General features: G+C 70.0%; 20 protein-coding genes. 6 read left to right on the top strand and 14 right to left on the bottom strand.

Annotated features, from left to right (window positions below; all coding sequences use genetic code 11):
• Nucleotides 1-29 precede the first annotated feature (29 nt).
• The 3 genes from QE392_RS13570 to QE392_RS13580 are packed head-to-tail and all read left to right on the top strand — an operon-like array spanning nt 30 to nt 3066.
• Nucleotides 30-1349 carry a magnesium transporter gene (locus QE392_RS13570; RefSeq protein WP_307452610.1) on the top strand — a complete coding sequence of 440 codons (1320 nt, stop codon included), beginning with the start codon at nt 30-32 and terminating at the stop codon, nt 1347-1349.
• Nucleotides 1349-1921 carry a DUF1003 domain-containing protein gene (locus tag QE392_RS13575; RefSeq protein WP_307452611.1) on the top strand — a complete coding sequence of 191 codons (573 nt, stop codon included), beginning with the start codon at nt 1349-1351 and terminating at the stop codon, nt 1919-1921. Before QE392_RS13570 ends, QE392_RS13575 begins: the two co-directional genes overlap by 1 nt.
• Nucleotides 1918-3066 carry an Mrp/NBP35 family ATP-binding protein gene (locus tag QE392_RS13580; RefSeq protein WP_307452614.1) on the top strand — a complete coding sequence of 383 codons (1149 nt, stop codon included), beginning with the start codon at nt 1918-1920 and terminating at the stop codon, nt 3064-3066. The genes QE392_RS13575 and QE392_RS13580 overlap by 4 nt, the downstream gene beginning before the upstream one ends.
• A gap of 46 nt (nt 3067-3112) precedes the next feature.
• Here the strand turns inward: QE392_RS13580 and QE392_RS13585 are convergent, their stop codons facing one another.
• Complete coding sequence (locus QE392_RS13585; RefSeq protein WP_307452615.1) at nt 3113-3484, bottom strand: Sec-independent protein translocase TatB; 372 nt, start codon at nt 3482-3484, stop codon at nt 3113-3115.
• A 72-nt stretch (nt 3485-3556) separates the two neighbouring features.
• On the opposite strand from QE392_RS13585, the gene QE392_RS13590 reads away from it, so the two are divergent.
• Entirely contained in the window at nt 3557-4195 is a 639-nt protein-coding gene (locus tag QE392_RS13590; protein WP_307452618.1) for an O-methyltransferase, read from the top strand.
• Nucleotides 4196-4325: 130 nt separating this feature from the next.
• Here the strand turns inward: QE392_RS13590 and QE392_RS13595 are convergent, their stop codons facing one another.
• The 3 genes from QE392_RS13595 to dapE all read right to left on the bottom strand — a co-directional run bounded on the left by QE392_RS13595 (nt 4326) and on the right by dapE (nt 6880).
• The gene (locus QE392_RS13595; protein ID WP_074615842.1) at nt 4326-4496 is read right to left on the bottom strand and encodes a DUF3117 domain-containing protein; all 171 of its coding nucleotides are present in this window, start codon (nt 4494-4496) and stop codon (nt 4326-4328) included.
• Between the two features lie 90 nt (nt 4497-4586).
• The gene (locus QE392_RS13600; RefSeq protein WP_307452620.1) at nt 4587-5822 is read right to left on the bottom strand and encodes a hypothetical protein; all 1236 of its coding nucleotides are present in this window, start codon (nt 5820-5822) and stop codon (nt 4587-4589) included.
• Entirely contained in the window at nt 5804-6880 is a 1077-nt protein-coding gene (gene dapE, locus QE392_RS13605) for a succinyl-diaminopimelate desuccinylase (protein WP_307452622.1), read from the bottom strand. Before dapE ends, QE392_RS13600 begins: the two co-directional genes overlap by 19 nt.
• A gap of 44 nt (nt 6881-6924) precedes the next feature.
• Here dapE and dapD point away from each other — a divergent pair, with 44 nt between their 5' ends.
• Nucleotides 6925-7845 (top strand): 2,3,4,5-tetrahydropyridine-2,6-dicarboxylate N-succinyltransferase, encoded by a 921-nt coding sequence (gene dapD, locus QE392_RS13610; protein ID WP_307452624.1) that lies wholly within the window; start codon nt 6925-6927, stop codon nt 7843-7845.
• Between the two features lie 70 nt (nt 7846-7915).
• On the opposite strand, the gene QE392_RS13615 is transcribed toward dapD, so the two are convergent.
• The 8 genes from QE392_RS13615 to QE392_RS13650 all read right to left on the bottom strand — a co-directional run bounded on the left by QE392_RS13615 (nt 7916) and on the right by QE392_RS13650 (nt 14120).
• A complete protein-coding gene (locus tag QE392_RS13615; RefSeq protein WP_307452626.1) occupies nt 7916-8440 on the bottom strand; it encodes a hypothetical protein in 525 nt (174 codons plus the stop codon).
• Nucleotides 8437-9198 carry a dimethylargininase gene (gene ddaH, locus QE392_RS13620; RefSeq protein ID WP_307452628.1) on the bottom strand — a complete coding sequence of 254 codons (762 nt, stop codon included), beginning with the start codon at nt 9196-9198 and terminating at the stop codon, nt 8437-8439. The genes QE392_RS13615 and ddaH overlap by 4 nt, the downstream gene beginning before the upstream one ends.
• 372 nt (nt 9199-9570) lie before the next feature.
• The gene (locus tag QE392_RS13625) at nt 9571-10866 is read right to left on the bottom strand and encodes a citrate synthase (RefSeq protein WP_307452630.1); all 1296 of its coding nucleotides are present in this window, start codon (nt 10864-10866) and stop codon (nt 9571-9573) included.
• A 283-nt stretch (nt 10867-11149) separates the two neighbouring features.
• Nucleotides 11150-12253: a succinyldiaminopimelate transaminase gene (gene dapC, locus QE392_RS13630; RefSeq protein ID WP_307452633.1), complete on the bottom strand. Its 1104-nt coding sequence runs from the start codon at nt 12251-12253 to the stop codon at nt 11150-11152.
• A gap of 3 nt (nt 12254-12256) precedes the next feature.
• Nucleotides 12257-12577 carry a ferredoxin gene (fdxA, locus tag QE392_RS13635; protein ID WP_307452635.1) on the bottom strand — a complete coding sequence of 107 codons (321 nt, stop codon included), beginning with the start codon at nt 12575-12577 and terminating at the stop codon, nt 12257-12259.
• Between the two features lie 52 nt (nt 12578-12629).
• The gene (locus tag QE392_RS13640) at nt 12630-13028 is read right to left on the bottom strand and encodes a DUF6113 family protein (protein WP_307452637.1); all 399 of its coding nucleotides are present in this window, start codon (nt 13026-13028) and stop codon (nt 12630-12632) included.
• A gap of 52 nt (nt 13029-13080) precedes the next feature.
• A complete protein-coding gene (locus QE392_RS13645) occupies nt 13081-13395 on the bottom strand; it encodes an AzlD domain-containing protein (RefSeq protein WP_307452640.1) in 315 nt (104 codons plus the stop codon).
• On the bottom strand, nt 13392-14120 hold the full coding sequence (locus QE392_RS13650; RefSeq protein ID WP_307452642.1) for an AzlC family ABC transporter permease: 729 nt from the start codon (nt 14118-14120) through the stop codon (nt 13392-13394). The genes QE392_RS13645 and QE392_RS13650 overlap by 4 nt, the downstream gene beginning before the upstream one ends.
• A 65-nt stretch (nt 14121-14185) precedes the next feature.
• On the opposite strand from QE392_RS13650, the gene QE392_RS13655 reads away from it, so the two are divergent.
• Nucleotides 14186-14737 carry a helix-turn-helix domain-containing protein gene (locus QE392_RS13655; protein ID WP_307452644.1) on the top strand — a complete coding sequence of 184 codons (552 nt, stop codon included), beginning with the start codon at nt 14186-14188 and terminating at the stop codon, nt 14735-14737.
• Nucleotides 14738-14918: 181 nt separating this feature from the next.
• On the opposite strand, the gene typA is transcribed toward QE392_RS13655, so the two are convergent.
• Together typA and QE392_RS13665 are read right to left on the bottom strand one after the other, a co-directional pair.
• Entirely contained in the window at nt 14919-16832 is a 1914-nt protein-coding gene (gene typA / locus QE392_RS13660) for a translational GTPase TypA (RefSeq protein WP_307452646.1), read from the bottom strand.
• Between the two features lie 156 nt (nt 16833-16988).
• Nucleotides 16989-18665 (bottom strand): ABC transporter family substrate-binding protein, encoded by a 1677-nt coding sequence (locus QE392_RS13665; protein ID WP_307452648.1) that lies wholly within the window; start codon nt 18663-18665, stop codon nt 16989-16991.
• Nucleotides 18666-18667: the final 2 nt, after the last annotated feature.

The raw sequence follows: 18667 nt of genomic DNA on the forward strand, positions 1-18667 counted from the left end.
GCGCATGAGGCGCGGACTACGCTGGACCGGTGAGCACGCAGAGGGTTTTCGTCGCCCGCTTGTCGGGCTGCACGGTGTTCGACCCGGCGGGAGACCGCTTGGGCCGGGTGCGCGACGTCGTGGTGATCTACCGCGCGTCGGCCGCACCACGCGTCGTGGGCCTGGTCGTCGAGATCCCCGGTCGCCGACATGTGTTCGTGTCCATCGGCCGCGTCACCTCGATTCAGTCGGGTCAGGTCATCACGACCGGCCTCATCAACGTGCGCCGGTTCCAGCAGCGCGGCGGCGAGGTGCGGGTGATGGCCGAGATGCTGGGCCGTCGGGTCAGCCTCGTCGACGGCTCGGGCACCGCCGTCATCGAAGACGTCGCCATCGAACGCAACCGCCTCGGCGAGTGGGACGTGGGGCAGCTGTTCCTCCGTCGTCCCCGCACCAGCGCGTCGCCCTTCGCCAAGGGTGCGACCACCTTCGCCGCCTGGAAAGAGGTGCGCGAGAACCAGACGCCCGGCGAGGCCCAGTCGGCCGAACAGCTCGTCGCGACCTACTCCGAGCTCAAGCCCGCCGACCTGGCCAACACCCTGCTCGACCTGCCAGAGGAGCGACTCATCGAGGTCGCCGAGGAACTCAGCGACGACCGTCTCGCCGACGCCCTCGAAGAGATGCCCGAAGACGAGCAGGTGCACATCCTCGAGCAGCTCGGCGATGAGCGCGCCGCAGACATCCTGGATGCCATGGAGCCCGACGACGCCGCCGACCTCCTCGGTCAGCTGCCCGAATCCCGTTCCGAGCAGCTGCTCGAGCTCATGGAGCCCGAGGAGGCCGACGACGTCCGCGCCCTCCTCCAGTACGGCCCCGACACCGCTGGCGGCCTCATGACGCCCGAGCCGATCGTCCTCTCGGCGGATGCCACCGTGGCCGAGGCCCTGGCCCTCATCCGTCGCCACGAGTTGCACCCCGCGCTCGCGGCATCCGTCTTCATCACCCTGCCGCCGTACGAGACGCCCACGGGGCGGCTCCTCGGCACGGTGCACTTCCAGCGGATGCTGCGCTACCCGCCCCACGAGCGCCTGGGGGCGATCATCGACGACACGCTCGAGCCGGTGCCCGCCGACGCGTCGGCCGCCGAGGTCGCGCGCCTGCTCGCGAGCTACAACCTCGTGTCGCTGCCCGTCGTCGACCAGGCGCATCGCCTCGTCGGCTGCGTGAGCGTCGACGACGTCCTCGACTATCTGCTGCCCGACGACTGGCGAACGCACGACAGCGACGATCCGAAACCCAAGACGTCGGTGCGCTCGCTCGCCACCCGCAGTATTCCCACCCAGATCCCGCAGACCCCGAGGAGGCGCTGATGGCACGAAACAACCGCACGCCCGCCCTCGACGCCCCCCGGGGTCGCACCGGAGTGCTCGCCCCGCGCGCCCCCCAGCCCTCTCGCGACCGCTTCGGCCGTTTCACCGAGTGGGTGGCGCGCGCCATGGGGACGCCCACCTTCCTGCTCTCGCTCACGCTGTTCTGCGTGCTGTGGATGGGCTGGAACTCCATCGCCCCCGACGACTGGCGCTTCGACTCCGCGGCGATCGGCTTCACGGCCCTCACGCTCGTGCTGTCGTTGCAGGCCTCGTACGCAGCCCCCCTGATCCTGCTCGCGCAGAACCGGCAGGACGACCGTGACCGCGTGCAGATCGAACAGGACCGTCAGCGGGCCGAACGCAACCTCGCCGACACCGAGTACCTCGCGCGCGAGATCGTGGCCCTGCGCATGGCCATCCGCGATCTGACCGACGAGGTCATCACCAAGGACACGCTTCGCGCCGAGCTCAAGGCGGCGCTCGAGCGCCTCGACGAGCACGACGACGTCCACCGCCCGAATACGGCGCGATCGGACGCCGCCCGGGCCGACGCGAGCCGGGCCCACCCGTGACCGCCGAACTCGCCGAGCGGGTGCGCGCCGCTGTCGCGGCCGTGACCGACCCCGAACTTCGCCGCCCCCTCGGCGAGCTCGACATGGTGCGCGGGGTCGACGTGCACGGCTCGACGGCCGACGTCGGGATCGCCCTGACGATCGTCGGCTGTCCGGCCGCCGACCGCATCGAGCGCGACGTGCGGGATGCCGCGGCCTCGGTCGCGGGGATCGACGCGGTCGACGTGCGGGTCGGTGTGATGTCGCCCGACGAGCGCAAAGCGCTCACCGAGAAGCTCCGCGGCGGTCGCGCCAAGCGCGAGATGCCGTTCGGCCCCGATTCGCTGACCCGCGTCATCGCGGTGACCAGCGGCAAGGGCGGCGTCGGCAAGTCGACCGTCACCGCCAACCTCGCGGTGGCCCTCGCCGCTCGAGGACTCCGCGTGGGCCTGGTGGATGCCGATGTGCACGGGTTCTCCATCCCGGGCCTGCTCGGACTGGTCGATGCCGACGGGCTGCCGCCGGCTCCCACGAAGCTGGACGACCTCATCCTGCCGCCGATCGCCTACGGCGTGAAGGTCATCTCGATCGGCATGTTCCTGCGCCGTCCCGGAGAGGATGCCGCCGGTGCGGTCGCCTGGCGCGGACCGATGCTGCACCGCACCGTGCAGCAGTTCCTGACCGACGTGTTCTTCGGCGACCTCGACGTGCTCCTGCTGGATATGCCACCGGGGACCGGCGACGTGGCCATCTCGGTGGGTCAGTTGCTGCCGCACGCCGATGTGCTCGTCGTGACGACGCCGCAGGCGGCCGCCGCGGACGTGGCCGTACGGTCGGGGCTCGTCGCGCGCCAGACCGGGCAGCGTCCCATCGGTGTGATCGAGAACATGGCAGCCATGACCCTCCCCGACGGCACGGTGCTCGATCTGTTCGGCGCCGGCGGCGGCCAGGAGGTCGCCCGCGCGCTGTCGAGCGAGGGTGACGACGTGCCCCTGTTGGCATCCGTTCCCCTGAGCACCGCGCTGCGCACGGGCGGTGACGACGGGCGTCCGGTGGTCATCGCCCGGCCCGACGACCCCGCCGCTCGTGCGATCGATGCCGCCGCCGCCGCGCTGGCTGTTCGCCCGCGCGGTCTCGCCGGCAAGCCGCTGCGCCTCGGCGTCTGACGCCGGCTGCGCGCCGACCCGCGGCACGCGTCCGGATTCGGCGGCGTCAGGTCGCCTCGTCGTCGAACGGGGGTCGCTCCCCCGCGACGAAGGGCGTCGTGTCCGGCTTCTCGCGGGCGGCGAGGGCCGCCGCCCCCGCCGCGCGCATCGTGGCGGTGGGGGTGTCGTCGAGCAGCGCCTCGCGGATGATGCGGCGCGGGTCGTACTGACGCGGATCGAGCTTCTTCCAGTCGACGTCGTCGAACTCGGGACCCATCTCGTCGCGCATCCGCGACCGCGCTCCCTGCAACGTCTCTTTCGCGCGTTTGGTGAACTTCGCGAGCGCCTCCGCATAACGGGGCAGGCGCTCGGGTCCGATGAGGACCGCGGCGATCACGCCGATCAGCATCAGCTTCTCGATCGTGAGGCCGAAGAACATGGCTCCAGATTACCGGCCGCGCCTGGGGGTCCCGCGCGGATGAGCCGTCTAGCCTGAAGAGTGGAGGTCCATGTGAGCGGTCAAGAGGCGAACGAGCGGTTCGTACAGGAGTCGACGGTCGAGCCCGAGCACATCGCTCGCGCGCGGGCGCACGCGCTCGAACTCGGCGCGGGGCCCATCAGCGCGGCGGTCGGCGCTCAGGCGGCCGTGATCGCGGCCGCATCCCGCGCCCTCAACATCGTCGAGGTGGGAACCGGCGGAGGCGTCTCGGGGCTCTGGCTCCTGCACGGTTCTCCCCGCGCCACCTTGACGACCATCGACAAAGAACCCGAGCACCTCGGTGCTGCGCGCTCGGCGTTCATCGACGCGCGCATTCCCGCCGCACGAGCACGCTTCATCACCGGGCGCGCGTCCGAGGTCCTGCCGCGCATGAACGAAGCCTCCTACGACATCGTCTTCATCGACGCGGACCCGGAGGGCGTGATCGAATACGTCGAGCACGGTTTGCGCCTCGTCCGCGCCGGCGGCACCGTCCTCATCCCTCGCATCCTTGCGAACGGTGCCGTCGCCGATCCGGTCCGGCGCGACGCGGTGACGACGGCCTACCGCTCGCTCATCCAGGAGGTGCAGTCTTCGCCCGCCGTCATCGGCGCTCTCTCGACCACCGGCGAAGGTCTGCTGCAGCTCACGACGCGCCCCGCCGACGCCTGAGTTCAGGACGCCACGACAGCCCGCCCCCGCGGGTCGTCACGACCTCGCAAGGCCCACCAGGCGTACGTGCGATCGCGGAGACGCAGAAGGCCGGACCCTCGCGGGACCGGCCTTCATGGCGTGATGATCGTCAGGCGGTGACGACGCCACCGAGGACGTCGTAGAGTTCTTTCGCCTCGGCATCGTTCACGGATACGACGAGTCGCCCGCCCCCCTCGAGCGGAACCCGCACGATGATCAACCGACCCTCCTTCACGGCCTCCATCGGTCCGTCACCGGTACGCGGCTTCATGGCTGCCATCGCGGCCCCCTTCTCGTGATTGCTCTGCGTCCAGTTTAGTCGGTCGTCGGAGCGGCCCGCCGTCCGGGTGACATGCGAAGGCGCGCGAGGTCAGGGAATCTGCCAGTACGTATTGCCCAGCGCGTACATGTTGTAGATCCACCACCACTGTCCGACCAGGGCGAGACCGAGCACCCCGAGACGCCACGCGAGCGAACGGGGAACCGCGAACGCTCCCCACAGGGGCGAAATCGGAACGAACAGCCGGAACACGCTCGACTGCGGGAAGAACACCAGCAGCAGGTAGATCAGATAGCTGGCGGACCATAGGCGCACCTCGATGCCGAGCCTCTTCACCTGCGGGAGCAGGAGCAACGCCGCGGCGACGGCGATCACGAGCAGGCACAACGCGATGTAGCCCATCTCGGGCCCCAGACCCCACTGCGTGAACCAGAACCCGGCGGCGGTGATCCAGCCGTCGACGGGGACGAAGCCGGTCTCGCCGCCGAGCCAGTTCCGTCGCCAGGCGAGCTCTGTGGCCAGATACGCGCCGGGGGTGCCGGTCACCGCGGCCGCGATCCCCTGCCACGAGAAGCCGACGAACGTCGCGAGCGCCCCCAGCGACACGATGTGGACGACGTCGCGGACCGGAAGCGCGTCCGTCCGCCGACGGAGGAAGCGATGGATGCCGTACAAGCCGAGGAAGAGCGCGAACGCCAGGATGCCGGGACGGGTGTAGCCCATCAGCGGTACGAGCAGGTACAGCCATCCCCACCGACGGCGTTGCACGCACCGGATCGACAAGAACAGCAGGAACAGGAAGAGCGTCTCGGCGTACCCCACCTGGAAGAGGGCGGCGAGAGGGCCGCAGGAGAAGAACACGACGGCCCACAGGGCGGCCCCCTCGCCGATGCGCTCGTGCAGCATCCGGTAGAGCACCACGCACGCACCGAAGCCCGAGAGCAGGGAGACGACCACGGCGCCCGCGCCCCACGACCCGAGAACCAGACCGAGGGCGGCCGAGACACCGGCGTACAGCGGCATGAACGCCCACGCGTTCTCGGCGACGTGTCCGGCATCCGCCAGGGGCAGCTGCGACGGGTATCCCGCGACCGCGACGGTCCAGTACCACTGGGCGTCCCACCCGACGGCGAGGTCCGACAGCGACGGCGCGAGCCCGAAACGCGATCCCTCCGCCGACAGCGACGCGGCGAAGAGGAAGAACGTCGTCGTGATCAGGCGAGCGATCACGTAGACGACGGCGATGCGCGCCGCGACCGGCAGACGCATCCACGCGCGTTCCGGCGCGGAAACCGCGACCGTGGCGGTCACCGCGCGCTCAGCCACGCTCGCAGTCCGCGCTCGACATCGTCGATCTGGGTGACCGGCACGCGCTCTTCGTCGTGGTGCGCGAGGTGCGGGTCGCCGGGGCCGTAGTTGACGGCCGGGATGCCGAGCGCAGAGAACCGCGCCACGTCGGTCCAGCCGTACTTGGGCTTGGGCGTGGCGCCCACGGCATCCACGAACTCCCTCGCCAGCTCGGCGTCGAGCCCCGGGCGAGCGCCCTCCGCGACGTCGACGATGTCGATCTCGAACCCGGTGAAGACATCGCGCACCACGCGCACGGCGGCCTCGGCGTCGCGGCTGGGCGCGAAGCGGTAGTTGACCTCGACCTCGCACGCGTCGGGGATGACGTTGCCGGCCACCCCGCCCGAGATCCGCACCGCGTTGAGCCCCTCGCGGTACACGAGACCCTCGACCTCGATCTCGCGGGCACGGTACTCGGCGAGACGGGCCAGGATGGGGGCGGCCTTGTGGATGGCGTTCTCGCCGATCCAGGAGCGCGCACTGTGCGCGCGGACGCCGTCGGTGCGGATCAGCGCGCGCAGCGTGCCGTTGCAGCCGCCCTCGACCTCGCCGTTGCTGGGTTCGCCGAGGATGGCGAAGTCGCCCTCGAACAGGTCGGGGCGGTTGCGTGACAGGCGACCGAGGCCGTTGAGCGAGGAGTCGACTTCTTCGTGGTCGTACCACATCCAGGTGATGTCGACCGCGGGATCGGTGAGCTCCGCGGCGAGTTTGAGCTGCACCGCGACGCCGGCCTTCATGTCCACGGTGCCGCGCCCCCAGATGACGTCCTGCCCGTCGACCACGCGGTCTTCGACCGGGAGGTTGCGGTTGATCGGCACGGTGTCGATGTGACCCGCGATGACGACGCGGCGGCTGCGGCCGAGCCTCGTGCGCGCCACGATCGTGTCGCCGTCGCGGATCACCTCGAGGTGGTCGTAGGCCGAGACGGCAGCCTCGATGGCATCCGCAAGACGGGTCTCATCGTCGGACTCGCTGGGGATGTCGCAGATCGCCCTGGTGAGGTCGACGGACGAGGCGGTGAGGTCGAGCACGGGCATGCCCCCGATCATTCCACACACCCCCGCGCCGGTAGCCTGAAGGGGTGAGCAACGAACGACGCATCAGCGCTGCCGGCCTCTCCACGCGAACCGCAGACGGGACGGTGCTCGACGCCTGGTTCCCGAAGCCGGTCCTCGGCGCGTCCCCCGATCAGGATGCCGAGAAGTCGCACCTCGAGACCTCGACCGGCCCCGATGAGCGGCGAGGAGTCGTCGTGGAGGCGATCACGCTGACCATCGATGCCGATGAGGCGCCTGCCTCCACCGCCGACGCATACCTGCGCCTGCACGCGCTCTCCCACCTGCTGGTGCGTCCGAACGACATCAACCTCGACGGCATCTTCGGTCACCTCCCCAACGTCGCGTGGACGAACGCCGGGCCCATGCACCCCGACGACGCGGCACGCCTTCTGCCGCAGCTCAAGCGTCACGGCATCCAGCTCCAGGGTCTCGACAAGTTCCCCCGCCTCACCGACTATGTGCTCCCCGCGGGTGTGCGCATCGCCGACGCCTCCCGGGTGCGCCTGGGCGCCCACCTCTCCCCCGGCACGACCGTCATGCACGAGGGCTTCGTGAACTTCAATGCCGGCACCCTCGGGTCGTCCATGATCGAGGGCCGCGTATCGCAGGGCGTCGTGATCGGCGACGGCACCGACATCGGCGGAGGTGCCTCGATCATGGGCACCCTCTCCGGCGGCGGCACGCACCGCGTCTCCATCGGCGCGCGGACGCTCCTCGGCGCCAACGCCGGCATCGGGATCTCGCTCGGCGACGACTGCGTCGTGGAGGCGGGCCTCTACGTCACGGCCGGCACCAAGGTGCGCGTCGGCGACGAGACGGTCAAGGCGGGCGAGCTGTCGGGGCGCAACGGCATCCTGTTCCGCCGCAACTCCCTCACCGGCGCCGTCGAAGCCTCCGCACGCGCGGGCGTCGGCGTCACGCTGAACGAGGCACTGCACGCCTGAGTCCCGGCCGGCTCGAGGTCGACACTTCTCACGGACCGACACCGTTCGCGCACGACGCGGCGACGGCCGTTCACGCTCGCGCCTCCCGCTCATCGGGGTGCCCCCGGGGCTCATCGTGATCCTCGGTCGTTGCGTCGATACGCCGCCGTGCGGCAGCCAGGGCGTGCTCCGACGAGGCGCGCAACGTCGGATCGGCGTCGCGACGCAGGGCCAGGGCGCGTGCGAAGTCCGCCACCGCGGCGTGGGTCCGCCCCGCAGCGAGCAGCACCTTTCCGCGATGCTGTCGGATCACGGCTTCTCGGGAGGTCCCTGCGACCTCGTCGACCAACGCGTCGTAGACGGTCAGAGCGGCCGCGGTGTCACCGGTGGCGGCGAGACAATCGGCGTGCAGAGCGCGCATCCTGATCGTGGTCGGATCGCCCAGGAGTCGAAGAGCGCGCTCGGGTTCGCCGTTCCACAGGGCCTCGATCACGTCGGCCAGGGCGTCGCCCTCGAGCCCCGCGCGGAAGACCGCGGCATCCGTGATCCGCGGGCGAAGATCGCCGCCGATGACCCAGCCCGGCCCCCCGGCGACATCCCCGGGTTCCGGTGTCAATCGCGCACCCGCACCGACAGGCAGGTGACGCAGCCCTCGAGCTTCTCGAACTCGCTGACGTCGACGGTGACGACGTCGAGGCCGCGGGCGCGGTGTGCGTCGGCCGTTTCCGGCGCATCCGACGACATCAGCACGGTGTGCTCATCGAGCACGACGACGGCCGTTCCGTGCTCCTCGGGGACGCCCGCGAATGCCGGGAACAGGGCCGGATCGTCCACGAGCGGCTCGTACCCGATCACGGTTCCGTCGGGGAGGGCCGTCACCCCCGACTTCAGGTGCAGCACCTTCGTCACCGGGATCTCGCGCACCTCCCACCCCCGCGGCTCGAGCAGCGCCCGGAGCTGAGCGATCCCGTCCGCGTTCGTGCGGGCGGACGCCCCGACGTACACGACGCGGCCGACCTTGAGCACGTCGCCCCCGTCGAGCGTTCCCGGCTCGACGATGTCGGCGGTCTCGATCCCGGATGCCGTGACCCCGGCGCGCACGGTCTCCGCCTCGCCGCGGCGGGAGCCGGCGCCTGCCCGGCACAGCACCGCGAGATCGCCGAAGACGACCACGGCATCCTCGACGAAGACGCCGTCGGGCTGCGCATCGGCGGGCTCGATCTCGACGACATCCCAGCCGCGCGAGCGGAAGGCGTCGACGTAGGCGCGCCACTGGGCGAGCGCGAGATCGGCGTCGACCGGGACGCGATCGAGATGGGTCAACTCGCCATCGGCGAGGCGCGGAGAGGGACGACGGACGAGCAGACGCGGCATGCCCCGACCTTACTGGTTCGCTTCGTCCACGTCGGGGCGGCCACTGGCATCCATTGCCCGTCGAGCATCCCCGGCCAGGCCGTGCCGCCACACCCGAGAGGTGACGCCCCACACGAGCCGCATCGTCCGCTCCGGCACGCATAAACGCGATTCGTGACGATAAACACGTGCACGGCGTGTTTATGCGCAGAAATTGTGTTTATGCATGCGGGACATCGCGGGGCGCGCGACTCCGCACCGCGCGGCACGGACACGGCGCCGGGCGACGCAACGGCACGGCACGACGCAACGCGGCACGGCGCCGCAGGCGGGTGACCGGCGCAACGCCAAACGCCCCGCCCCAGGAAAGGGACGGGGCGTTCCGGCGCCGGCTCAGACGCCCGGGTAGTGCCGCTCGGGGGCTCCCGTGTACAGCTGCTGCGGGCGACCGATCTTGGTCTGCGGATCGGTGATGGCCTCGCGCCACTGGGCCAGCCAGCCGGGCAGACGGCCGATGGCGAACAGCACGGTGAACATGCGGGTCGGGAAGCCCATCGCCTTGTAGATCACGCCGGTGTAGAAGTCGACGTTCGGGTAGAGGCGGCGCTCCTTGAAGTAGTCGTCTTCGAGGGCGATCTGCTCGAGCTCCTTGGCGAGGTCGAGCAACGGGTCGCTGACGCCGAGGGCCTCGAGCACCTCGTCGGCGGCTTCCTTCACCAGCTTGGCGCGCGGGTCGTAGTTCTTGTAGACCCGGTGCCCGAAGCCCATGAGCTTGACGCCCTGCTCCTTGTTCTTGACGCGCTCGACGAAACGCTCGACGCTCTCGCCCGAGTCGCGGATGCGGCCGAGCATCTGCAGCACGGCCTCGTTGGCACCGCCGTGGAGCGGTCCGGACAGGGCCTGGATGCCGGCCGAGATCGACGCGAACTGGTTGGCTCCGGTGGAGCCCACGAGACGCACGGTCGAGGTGGAGGCGTTCTGCTCGTGATCCGCGTGCAGCATGAGGAGGAGGTCGAGGGCCTTGGTCATGACCGGGTTGACCTTGTAGATCTCACTCAGCACACCGAAGTTGAGCTTGAGGAAGTTGTCGACGAATCCAAGCGAGTTGTCGGGGTACAGGAACGCCTGCCCGATGCTCTTCTTGTGAGCGTAGGCCGCGATCACGGGGAGCTTGGCGAGCATGCGCACCGTGTTGAGCTCGACGTGCTCGGGGTTGTGCGGGTCGGACTCCGACTCGTAGTAGGTCGACAGCGTCGCGGTCGCCGCCGACAGCACCGACATGGGGTGCGCGGTCGGAGGCAGCGACGAGAAGAAGCGCTTGAGGTCTTCGTGCAGGAGCGTGTGACGGCGGATGCGCTCGTCGAACGACGCCAGCTCGGATGCCGAGGGCAGCTCGCCGTAGATGAGCAGCCAGGCGACCTCGAGATAGGTGCTGTTCTTCGCGAGCTGCTCGATCGGGTAGCCGCGATAACGCAGGATGCCCTGGTCACCGTCGATGTACGTGATGTCCGACTTCGTCGACGCCGTGTTGACGAATCCGTAGTCGATCGTGGTGTGGCCGGTCTGCCTCGTCAGCGAGGCGATGTCGATGCTGGGAACGCCGTCGGTCCCGTGCAGCACCGGGAATTCGGCGGTCTTGTCCCCCACCGTGAGGGTGGCCTTGTCGTGCTCGGTCCCCGCGTCGCTCACCGCGCCTCCTTGCGATTTCTGGTCGCCCGTGTGGTCGATCGCGGGTCCTGAGGCTCCCGCGGCTATTCGACCGGTGGATGCCACGGGTGTGTCATCCGGGTCGGCACGCGCACGGAGGGTGACCCGCGCACAGTGCTTCTACAGCCTAGTAGTCACGCCGATGTACAGATGACATCGCCAAAGGAGGCCCCCATCGAATGGAGGGATCCTCCTGATCACCGCCCTCGATGAGAGCGCGCGACCGCACGTCGAGTTCGGGGCCGCACGTCGACGACAGGGGTGCTCAGCGAGCGAGACGCGCCGCCGCGGCGGCGATCCGCTCGTCGGTCGCCGTCAGCGAGAACCGCACGTGGTTCGGGAAATGCGTGCCGTAGAAGTGGCCCGGACCGACCAGGATGCCGAGATCGGCGAGGCGTCCGACGCTCTCCCACGCGTCGCGGCCCTCCGTGGCCCAGAGGTACAGGCCGCCTTCGCTGCGGTCGACCGTGAAACCCGCCGCTTCGACCGCGGGCTTCAGCACAGCCCGCCGACGGGCGTAGCGTTCCCGCTGCTCCGCGACGTGCCGGTCGTCGCCGAGCGCGACGGTCATGGCCCGCTGCACGGGTGCCGGCGGCATCAGACCGAGGTGCTTGCGCCCGGTGAGCAGACGCGCGACGAGCGCCTCGTCGCCGGCGAGGAATGCCGCTCGATAGCCGGCGAGGTTCGACTGCTTGCTGAGCGAGTACACCGACAGCACGCCCGACAGGTCGTCACCGACGACCGCGGGGTCGAGCACGCTGGGCACCCGTTCGCGGTCCCAGGGGGCGTCCCATCCGAGTTCGGCGTAGCACTCGTCGGAGGCGAGGACGGCTCCGAGCTCTCGCGCCCGGGTGACGGCATCCGTCAGCCCCGCCACCGACAGCACACGACCGTCGGGGTTGCCGGGCGAGTTGACCCACACGAGCTTCGTGTTCGCGGGCCAGTCGGCCGGATCGTCGGATGCCACCGGCTCGGCGCCCACGAGACGGGCACCGACCTCGTAGGTGGGGTACGCGGCGCGCGGGTGAACGACGACGTCGCCGGGTCCGAGACCGAGCAGCAGCGGCAGAAGCGCGACGAGCTCCTTCGACCCGACGGTGGGCAGCACGTGCGCCGCCGTCAGACCCGGAACACCCCGCCGGCGGGCGTACCAGTCGGCGATCGCCTCGCGCAGCGCCGGGGTTCCCGCGGTCTGGGGATAGGCGTGCGCGTCGGTTGCGTCGGCGAGAGCCCGCGCGACCACGTCGGGCGTCGGGTCCACGGGTGAGCCGATGGACAGGTCGACGATGCCGTCAGGATGACGCCGAGCACGCTCCGCGTAGGGGGCGACGGCATCCCAGGGGTAGTCGGCGAGGTCGGCGACGCCCACGGGTCAGTGGCTCTGCGGGGGAAGCTCTGCGATGACCGGGTGATCCTTGGCGATCACGCCGACCTTGGCGGCGCCACCGGGAGAGCCGATGTCGTCGAAGAACTCGACGTTCGCCTTGTAGTAGTCGGACCACTCCTCGGGCAGGTCGTCTTCGTAGTAGATCGCCTCGACGGGGCAGACCGGTTCGCACGCACCGCAGTCGACGCATTCGTCGGGGTGGATGTAGAGCGAGCGTTCGCCCTCGTAGATGCAGTCGACGGGGCACTCGTCGATGCAGGCGCGGTCCTTCACATCGACACACGGGAGGGCGATCACGTAAGTCACCCGCTCAGTCTAATCGCGCCGGGGCACCCGGCCCTGCCGCACGGCTGGGCGGTTACGATCCGGCGGGACGCGAGGCGCGGCGCGGGGTGGAGAAGTCGGGCCACAGCGCGACGAGCACCATCAGCGCCGGCCCCACCACCGTCCACACCAACGGCACCCATTCCGTTCCCGCCGTGGGCGCGGCGACGATCGCCGACCCGCCCGGTCCGACCTGGGAGAACATGAACGTAGCCAGCGTGATCCCCAGGCCCCCGGCGAGGGCGTTCGTCCGATCGCCTGTGAGGGTGCGCAGGGCGATCAGCAGCGCGGCGCTTCCGATCGTGGCGACGACCAGACCCACCGGGATCGGGCCCAGCAGGAACGCCTGGCCGACCGTCCCGGCGGTGCCGTAGAACGCTCCGATCACGAGCGCAACGGCCCACCCGGCGATGCGAACGATCGTGGAAGTCACCGCGTCAGTCTAAAAGGGCGTAGCGATGGCAGACCTGTGAGCGGGACGACGCTCAGGCAGCCCAGCCCCACAGCCGCAGGAACGCGGCCGTGAGCGCGGCGGCGGCGACCACCACGAGGAACGGCGCACGGGCCCGCAGCAGCAGCGCCGCCACCGCGACCGCCGGCAGCCGCGCATCGACCACGATGGCGGGGCCATTCGCCAGCGTCTGCACCACGACCAGCGCCGCGAGCAGCGCCACCGTCAACAGGTCGGCGATCCGCGCGGGGCGTGGCGCCTCGAGCCACCGCGCCGGGAGCACGTACCCCACCGCTTTCAAGGCGACGCAAACGACGGATGCCAGCAGCACGGCGGTCCAGAGGGTCACGGCATCCCCTTCTCTTCCGGTGTGCCGGACGGCGCGGGTGTCGGTCGCCGCGGGTCGAACAGCCCCACGGCGACCGCGACGACCGCCGCAGCGATGACCGGGATGCCGGGCATCAGCAGCGGAGTGAGCACCGCCGCGACGACCGCCGCACCGACGGCGACCGCGACCGGCTGGCGCCCGCGCAGCCGCGGCCACAACAGAGCGAGGAACGCGGCCGCCGCCGCGGCGTCGAGGCCGTAGGCACGAGGATCACCCAGCACGTCGCCCAGCAACGCACCGACAAGCGTCGACAGATTCCACCCGACCCAGATCGCCACTCCGGTGACCCAGAACCCGGCCTGCCGCGCGCGCGGGGTGTCCTGGGACAGGCCGACGGCGACGGACTCGTCGATGGTGAATTGCGTGGCCGCGGCCTTGCGCCAGAAGCCGCCCGCGACGACGGGCGCCATCCGCATCGCGTACGCGGCGTTGCGCACCCCCAGCAAGGCCGACGACGCGATCGCGGCCGGAGCCGCCGCAAGACCGCCCGCGGCGATGACTCCGACGAAGGCGAACTGCGAGCCGCCGGTGAACATGAGCAGGCTCAAGACGCAGGTCTGCCAGACGTCGAGACCGGACGCCACCGACAGCGCACCGAACGAGATGCCGTAGGCGCTCGTCGCGAGCGCGACCGCGAGACCCTGCCGTGTCGCGACACCCTCGGGTGTTCGGTAGAACGAACGCATGGACATCATCGTGAACGGTTCACGTCTGTTCGTCAAGTCGAACGAACGGTGAGCATAATGAACGCATGACGGATCTCGGCGACCGCATCGCGACGACCCTTCGACGCGAGCGCGAGCGACGCGACCTCAGCGTCTCCGAGTTGGCGCGACGGGCCGGTGTCGCCAAAGCGACGGTCTCGCAGCTCGAGAACGGCGGGGGGAACCCTTCCGTCGAGACACTGTGGGCCCTGGCATCCGCCCTCGACATCCCGTTCGCGGTGCTCGTCGACGAGGGGGTCCGCTCCCCCACCCTGATCCGCGCGGGCGAGGCCGCCACGGCGGTGCCGTCATCGGCATCCGCCTATCTCGCCGTGCTGCTGTCCGCGAGCCCGCCGCACGCGCGCCGGGACATCTACCTGCTGTCCGCCGAGCCCGGGTCGCCGCGCCAGTCCGACCCTCACCCCCGGGGCACGGTCGAACACCTGGTGATGGTGACCGGTCGTGGCCGGGTCGGGCCGGCCGACGACCCGTACGAGCTCTCCCCCGGCGATTACCTCTCGTATCCCGGCGACGCGCCGCACGTCTTCGAGGCCCTCACCCCCGGCATGAGCGCCGTATGCGTGGTCGAGTCGCACTGAGCCCCACGACCGCCGGCTCCGCCGCGGGCGCCGGGCTGTCGCGACGAGCGCTGACACGATGCAGGAGAAGCGTCTGCGGCCGGCCGCGACGAACGGGCCGGGCGGCGCCCTGGCCACCGGACTCCACGCGGAACGGCCCCGCCGAGCGTGAGCTCAGCGGGGCCGTGACAGGCGGAAACGCTTACGCGTTGGCATCCTGACGCTTCAGGCGCGAGGCGGCACGGCCGCGCTCGGTCGCGTCGAGCACGACCTTGCGGATGCGCACCTTCTCGGGCGTGACCTCGACGCATTCGTCGTCGCGGGCGAACTCGAGCGACTCCTCCAGCGTGAGCACGCGCGGGGGCGTCATCGACTCGAAGGAGTCGGAGGTCGACGAACGCATGTTCGTCAGCTTCTTCTCCTTGGTGATGTTGACGTCCATGTCGTCGGCGCGCGAGTTCTCGCCGATGACCATGCCCTCGTAGACCTCTTCGGTGGGCTGGACGAAGAAGCTCATGCGCTCCTGCAGGGCGATCATGGCGAACGGGGTGACGACGCCCATGCGGTCGGCGACGATCGAGCCGTTCTGACGGGTCGTGATGGAGCCGGCCCAGTCGTCGTAGCCGTGCGAGATCGCGTTCGCGATGCCGGTGCCGCGCGTGATCGTGAGGAACTCGCTGCGGAAACCGATGAGACCGCGCGAGGGCACGACGAACTCCATGCGCACCCAGCCGGTGCCGTGGTTGGTCATGTTGTCCATGCGGCCCTTGCGAGCGGCCATGAGCTGCGTGATCGCGCCGAGGTGCTCCTCGGGTGCGTCGATCGTCAGGTGCTCGAAGGGCTCCTTGAGCTTGCCGTCGTCGCCGCGCTTGGTGACCACCTGGGGCTTGCCGACGGTGAGCTCGAAGCCCTCGCGGCGCATGTTCTCGACGAGGATCGCGAGCGCGAGCTCGCCGCGGCCCTGGACCTCCCAGGCATCCGGGCGTCCGATGTCGACGACCTTCAGCGAGACGTTACCGATGAGCTCGCGGTCGAGGCGGTCCTTCACCATGCGGGCGGTGAGCTTGTGGCCCTTGACCTTGCCCATGAGGGGCGAGGTGTTCGTGCCGATCGTCATCGAGATGGCGGGGTCGTCGACCGTGATGGCCGGGAGGGGCCGCACGTCTTCGGGGTCGGCGATGGTCTCGCCGATCGTGATGTCGGGGAAACCGGCGATCGCGACGATGTCGCCGGGGCCGGCGTCTTCGGCGGGGAAGCGCTCGAGGGCCCGCGTCTTCAGCAGCTCGGTGACACGCGCGTTGCTGGTGGTGCCGTCGGAGCGCACCCAGGCCACGGTCTGGCCCTTCTTCAGCGTGCCGTTGAACACGCGCAGCAGCGCGAGGCGGCCGAGGAACGGCGAGGAGTCGAGGTTGGTCACCCACGCCTGCAGCGGCGCCTCGTCGTCGTACGCGGGGGCGGGGACGTGCTCGAGGATCGCACCGAACAGCGGCTCGAGGTCATCGTTGTCGGGCAGCGCGCCATTGGCGGGACGGTTAAGGGATGCCGCCCCCGCACGGCCCGAGGCGTAGACGACCGGCACATCGAGCAGGGCGTCGACGTCGAGGTCGGGCACGTCGTCGACGAGGTCGGATGCCAGGCCCAGGAGCAGGTCGTGCGCCTCTTCTTCGACCTCGGCGATGCGCGCATCGGGGCGGTCGGTCTTGTTGACCAGCAGGATGACGGGGAGCTTGGCCTCGAGGGCCTTGCGCAGCACGAAGCGGGTCTGGGGCAGCGGGCCCTCGGACGCGTCGACCAGCAGCACGACGCCGTCGACCATCGACAGACCGCGCTCGACCTCGCCACCGAAGTCGGCGTGGCCGGGGGTGTCGATCACGTTGATCGTGACGGGCACGTCGGTGTGGGCACCGTTGTACTCGATCGCCGTGTTCTTGGCGAGGATCGTGATGCCCTTCTCGCGCTCGAGGTCGTTGGAGTCCATCGCGCGCTCTTCGACGTGCGCGTGGTCGCCGAACGAGCCGGTCTGGCGGAGCATGGCGTCGACGAGGGTCGTCTTGCCGTGGTCGACGTGCGCGACGATCGCGACGTTGCGGAGGTCAGGACGAAGGGCGTGCGCCATGGAGGGTCTCCAGGAAAATTCGGGGTGGCGCCCGGAATCGGGCCGTCACAGTCTACCGGGCGGCTGCGACACTCCCGGCAGGGGACGCTCAGGAACGGCCCGGGCACGCGAAAGGGGCGGGATCCCGCGGGATCCCGCCCCTCCGTCAGAGCGGGCTTACGCGTTCGCGAAGCCCACGATCGTCCAGTCGATGGTCTCGAACTGACGCGCGCCCCAGTTCACCAGACCCTCGGACACGGCGTAGACCTCGGGCAGGGGTGCGATCGGGATGATCGGCACGTACTCCCACAGCACCTTGTCGATCTCCTCCGCGGTCTCAAGACGCGCAGCGGGGTCGAGCTCGGTGTTGGCCTCCTCCCAGAGACCGGCGAGGCGGTCGTCGGTGATGCCGGTGTAGTTCTGCGCCGAGTCGACGGGCGAGAACAGCGACTCGCTCGACGAGATCGGGTAGGGCGTGCCGCGCCACGAGAAGGTCACCATCTCGAAGTCGCCGGGGATGACGTACTCGCTGAAGTATCCGCCCACGGGAACGGCGGTCAGCTCGACGGGAATGCCCGCCTCGCCGAGGTCGGCCTGGATCTGCTCCGCACGCTGGACGTTCGTCGCGGTGTCGGCGGGGACGGTCACGGTCAGCGTCAGCGGCGTTCCGTCCTTCACCCAGGAGTCGCCGTCCTTGGTGTAGCCGGCGTCCTCGAGGTACTGCGCCCCCGCGTCGACGTCGTAGGGCAGCGCCTCGTCGGTGTAGCCGTCCTGACCGGGCATGAAGACGTAGCTACCCTGCGTGATGGCGGGCACGCCCACGGGCGAGTTCGCCGTGTTGGCGATCTGCTCGCGGTTGACGAGGGATGCCACGGCCTTGCGCACGTTGACGTCGGCGAGCGGGCCGTCCGAGGCGCGCATGGTGATGTGCGTCCAGGTCAGACCGTTGGACGCCTGGATCTGCGCGCCCGCGACGTTCTGCGCCGTCTGGTACAGATCGGCGTTGGCCGAGATGTTCAGAGCGTCGATCTCGCCGTTGCTGAACGACGTGCCCTGCTGGTCCTGGCTCACCGCGCGGAAGACGACGGTCTCGAGCTTGGGGGTCGCACCCCACCAGTTCGGGTTGCGATCGAGCGTGGCGATGCCCGCGGTGCTGTCGAGCGAGGCGAGCTTGAACGGCCCGGACGAGGGCAGTGCCGTCGTCAGATATGCCGTGTTGAAGGTCGTCGGGTCGTTGCCCACGCTGGCGGGCAGCACCTGGCTGAGCAGGCCCTGCCAGTCGGCGTACACCGACGAGAAGGTCATGATGACGTCGAACTCGTTCTCACCCTGCTCCACGGAGGCGATCTGGTCCCAGCCCGTGGTCGAGATGACGACGTAGTCGGGGTTGGTGCCGTTGTTTGCCTTCCAGGTCGCCTGGTAGTCGGCCACCGTGATGGGCGTGCCGTCCTCCCACTTGGCATCCGGGTTCAGTGTGATCTCGACGGTCTGGGGGCTCTCGTTGGTCAGCTCGACCGAGGAGGCGTAGTTCTCGTCGACGACGGGCTTGCCCGACTCGTCGATCTTGATGGGCCCACCCTGCATCGCCGCGACGATGTCGTTGGTGTTGGCCTCGTTGCCGTCGATGTGGAAGTTGTTCCAGTTGACCGGGAGGGAGTCGACGGCGAGCACCAGGCTGCCACCGTCCTGCACGTCGGCTGCGTCGGCGCGCTGCCACGCGGTCGAGGGCAGCGAGTTCTGGTCTTCGGGATTGGCCGAGGGAGCTGCGGTGTTGCCCGGTGCGCACCCGGCGATCGCCAGGGCGGCGGCACCCAGCAGCGCGAGCGCGCTGAGGCCTTTCGCTTTGCGGATCATGT

This window comes from Microbacterium proteolyticum (genome assembly GCF_030818075.1).
GTDB classification, from domain to species: domain Bacteria; phylum Actinomycetota; class Actinomycetes; order Actinomycetales; family Microbacteriaceae; genus Microbacterium; species Microbacterium proteolyticum_A.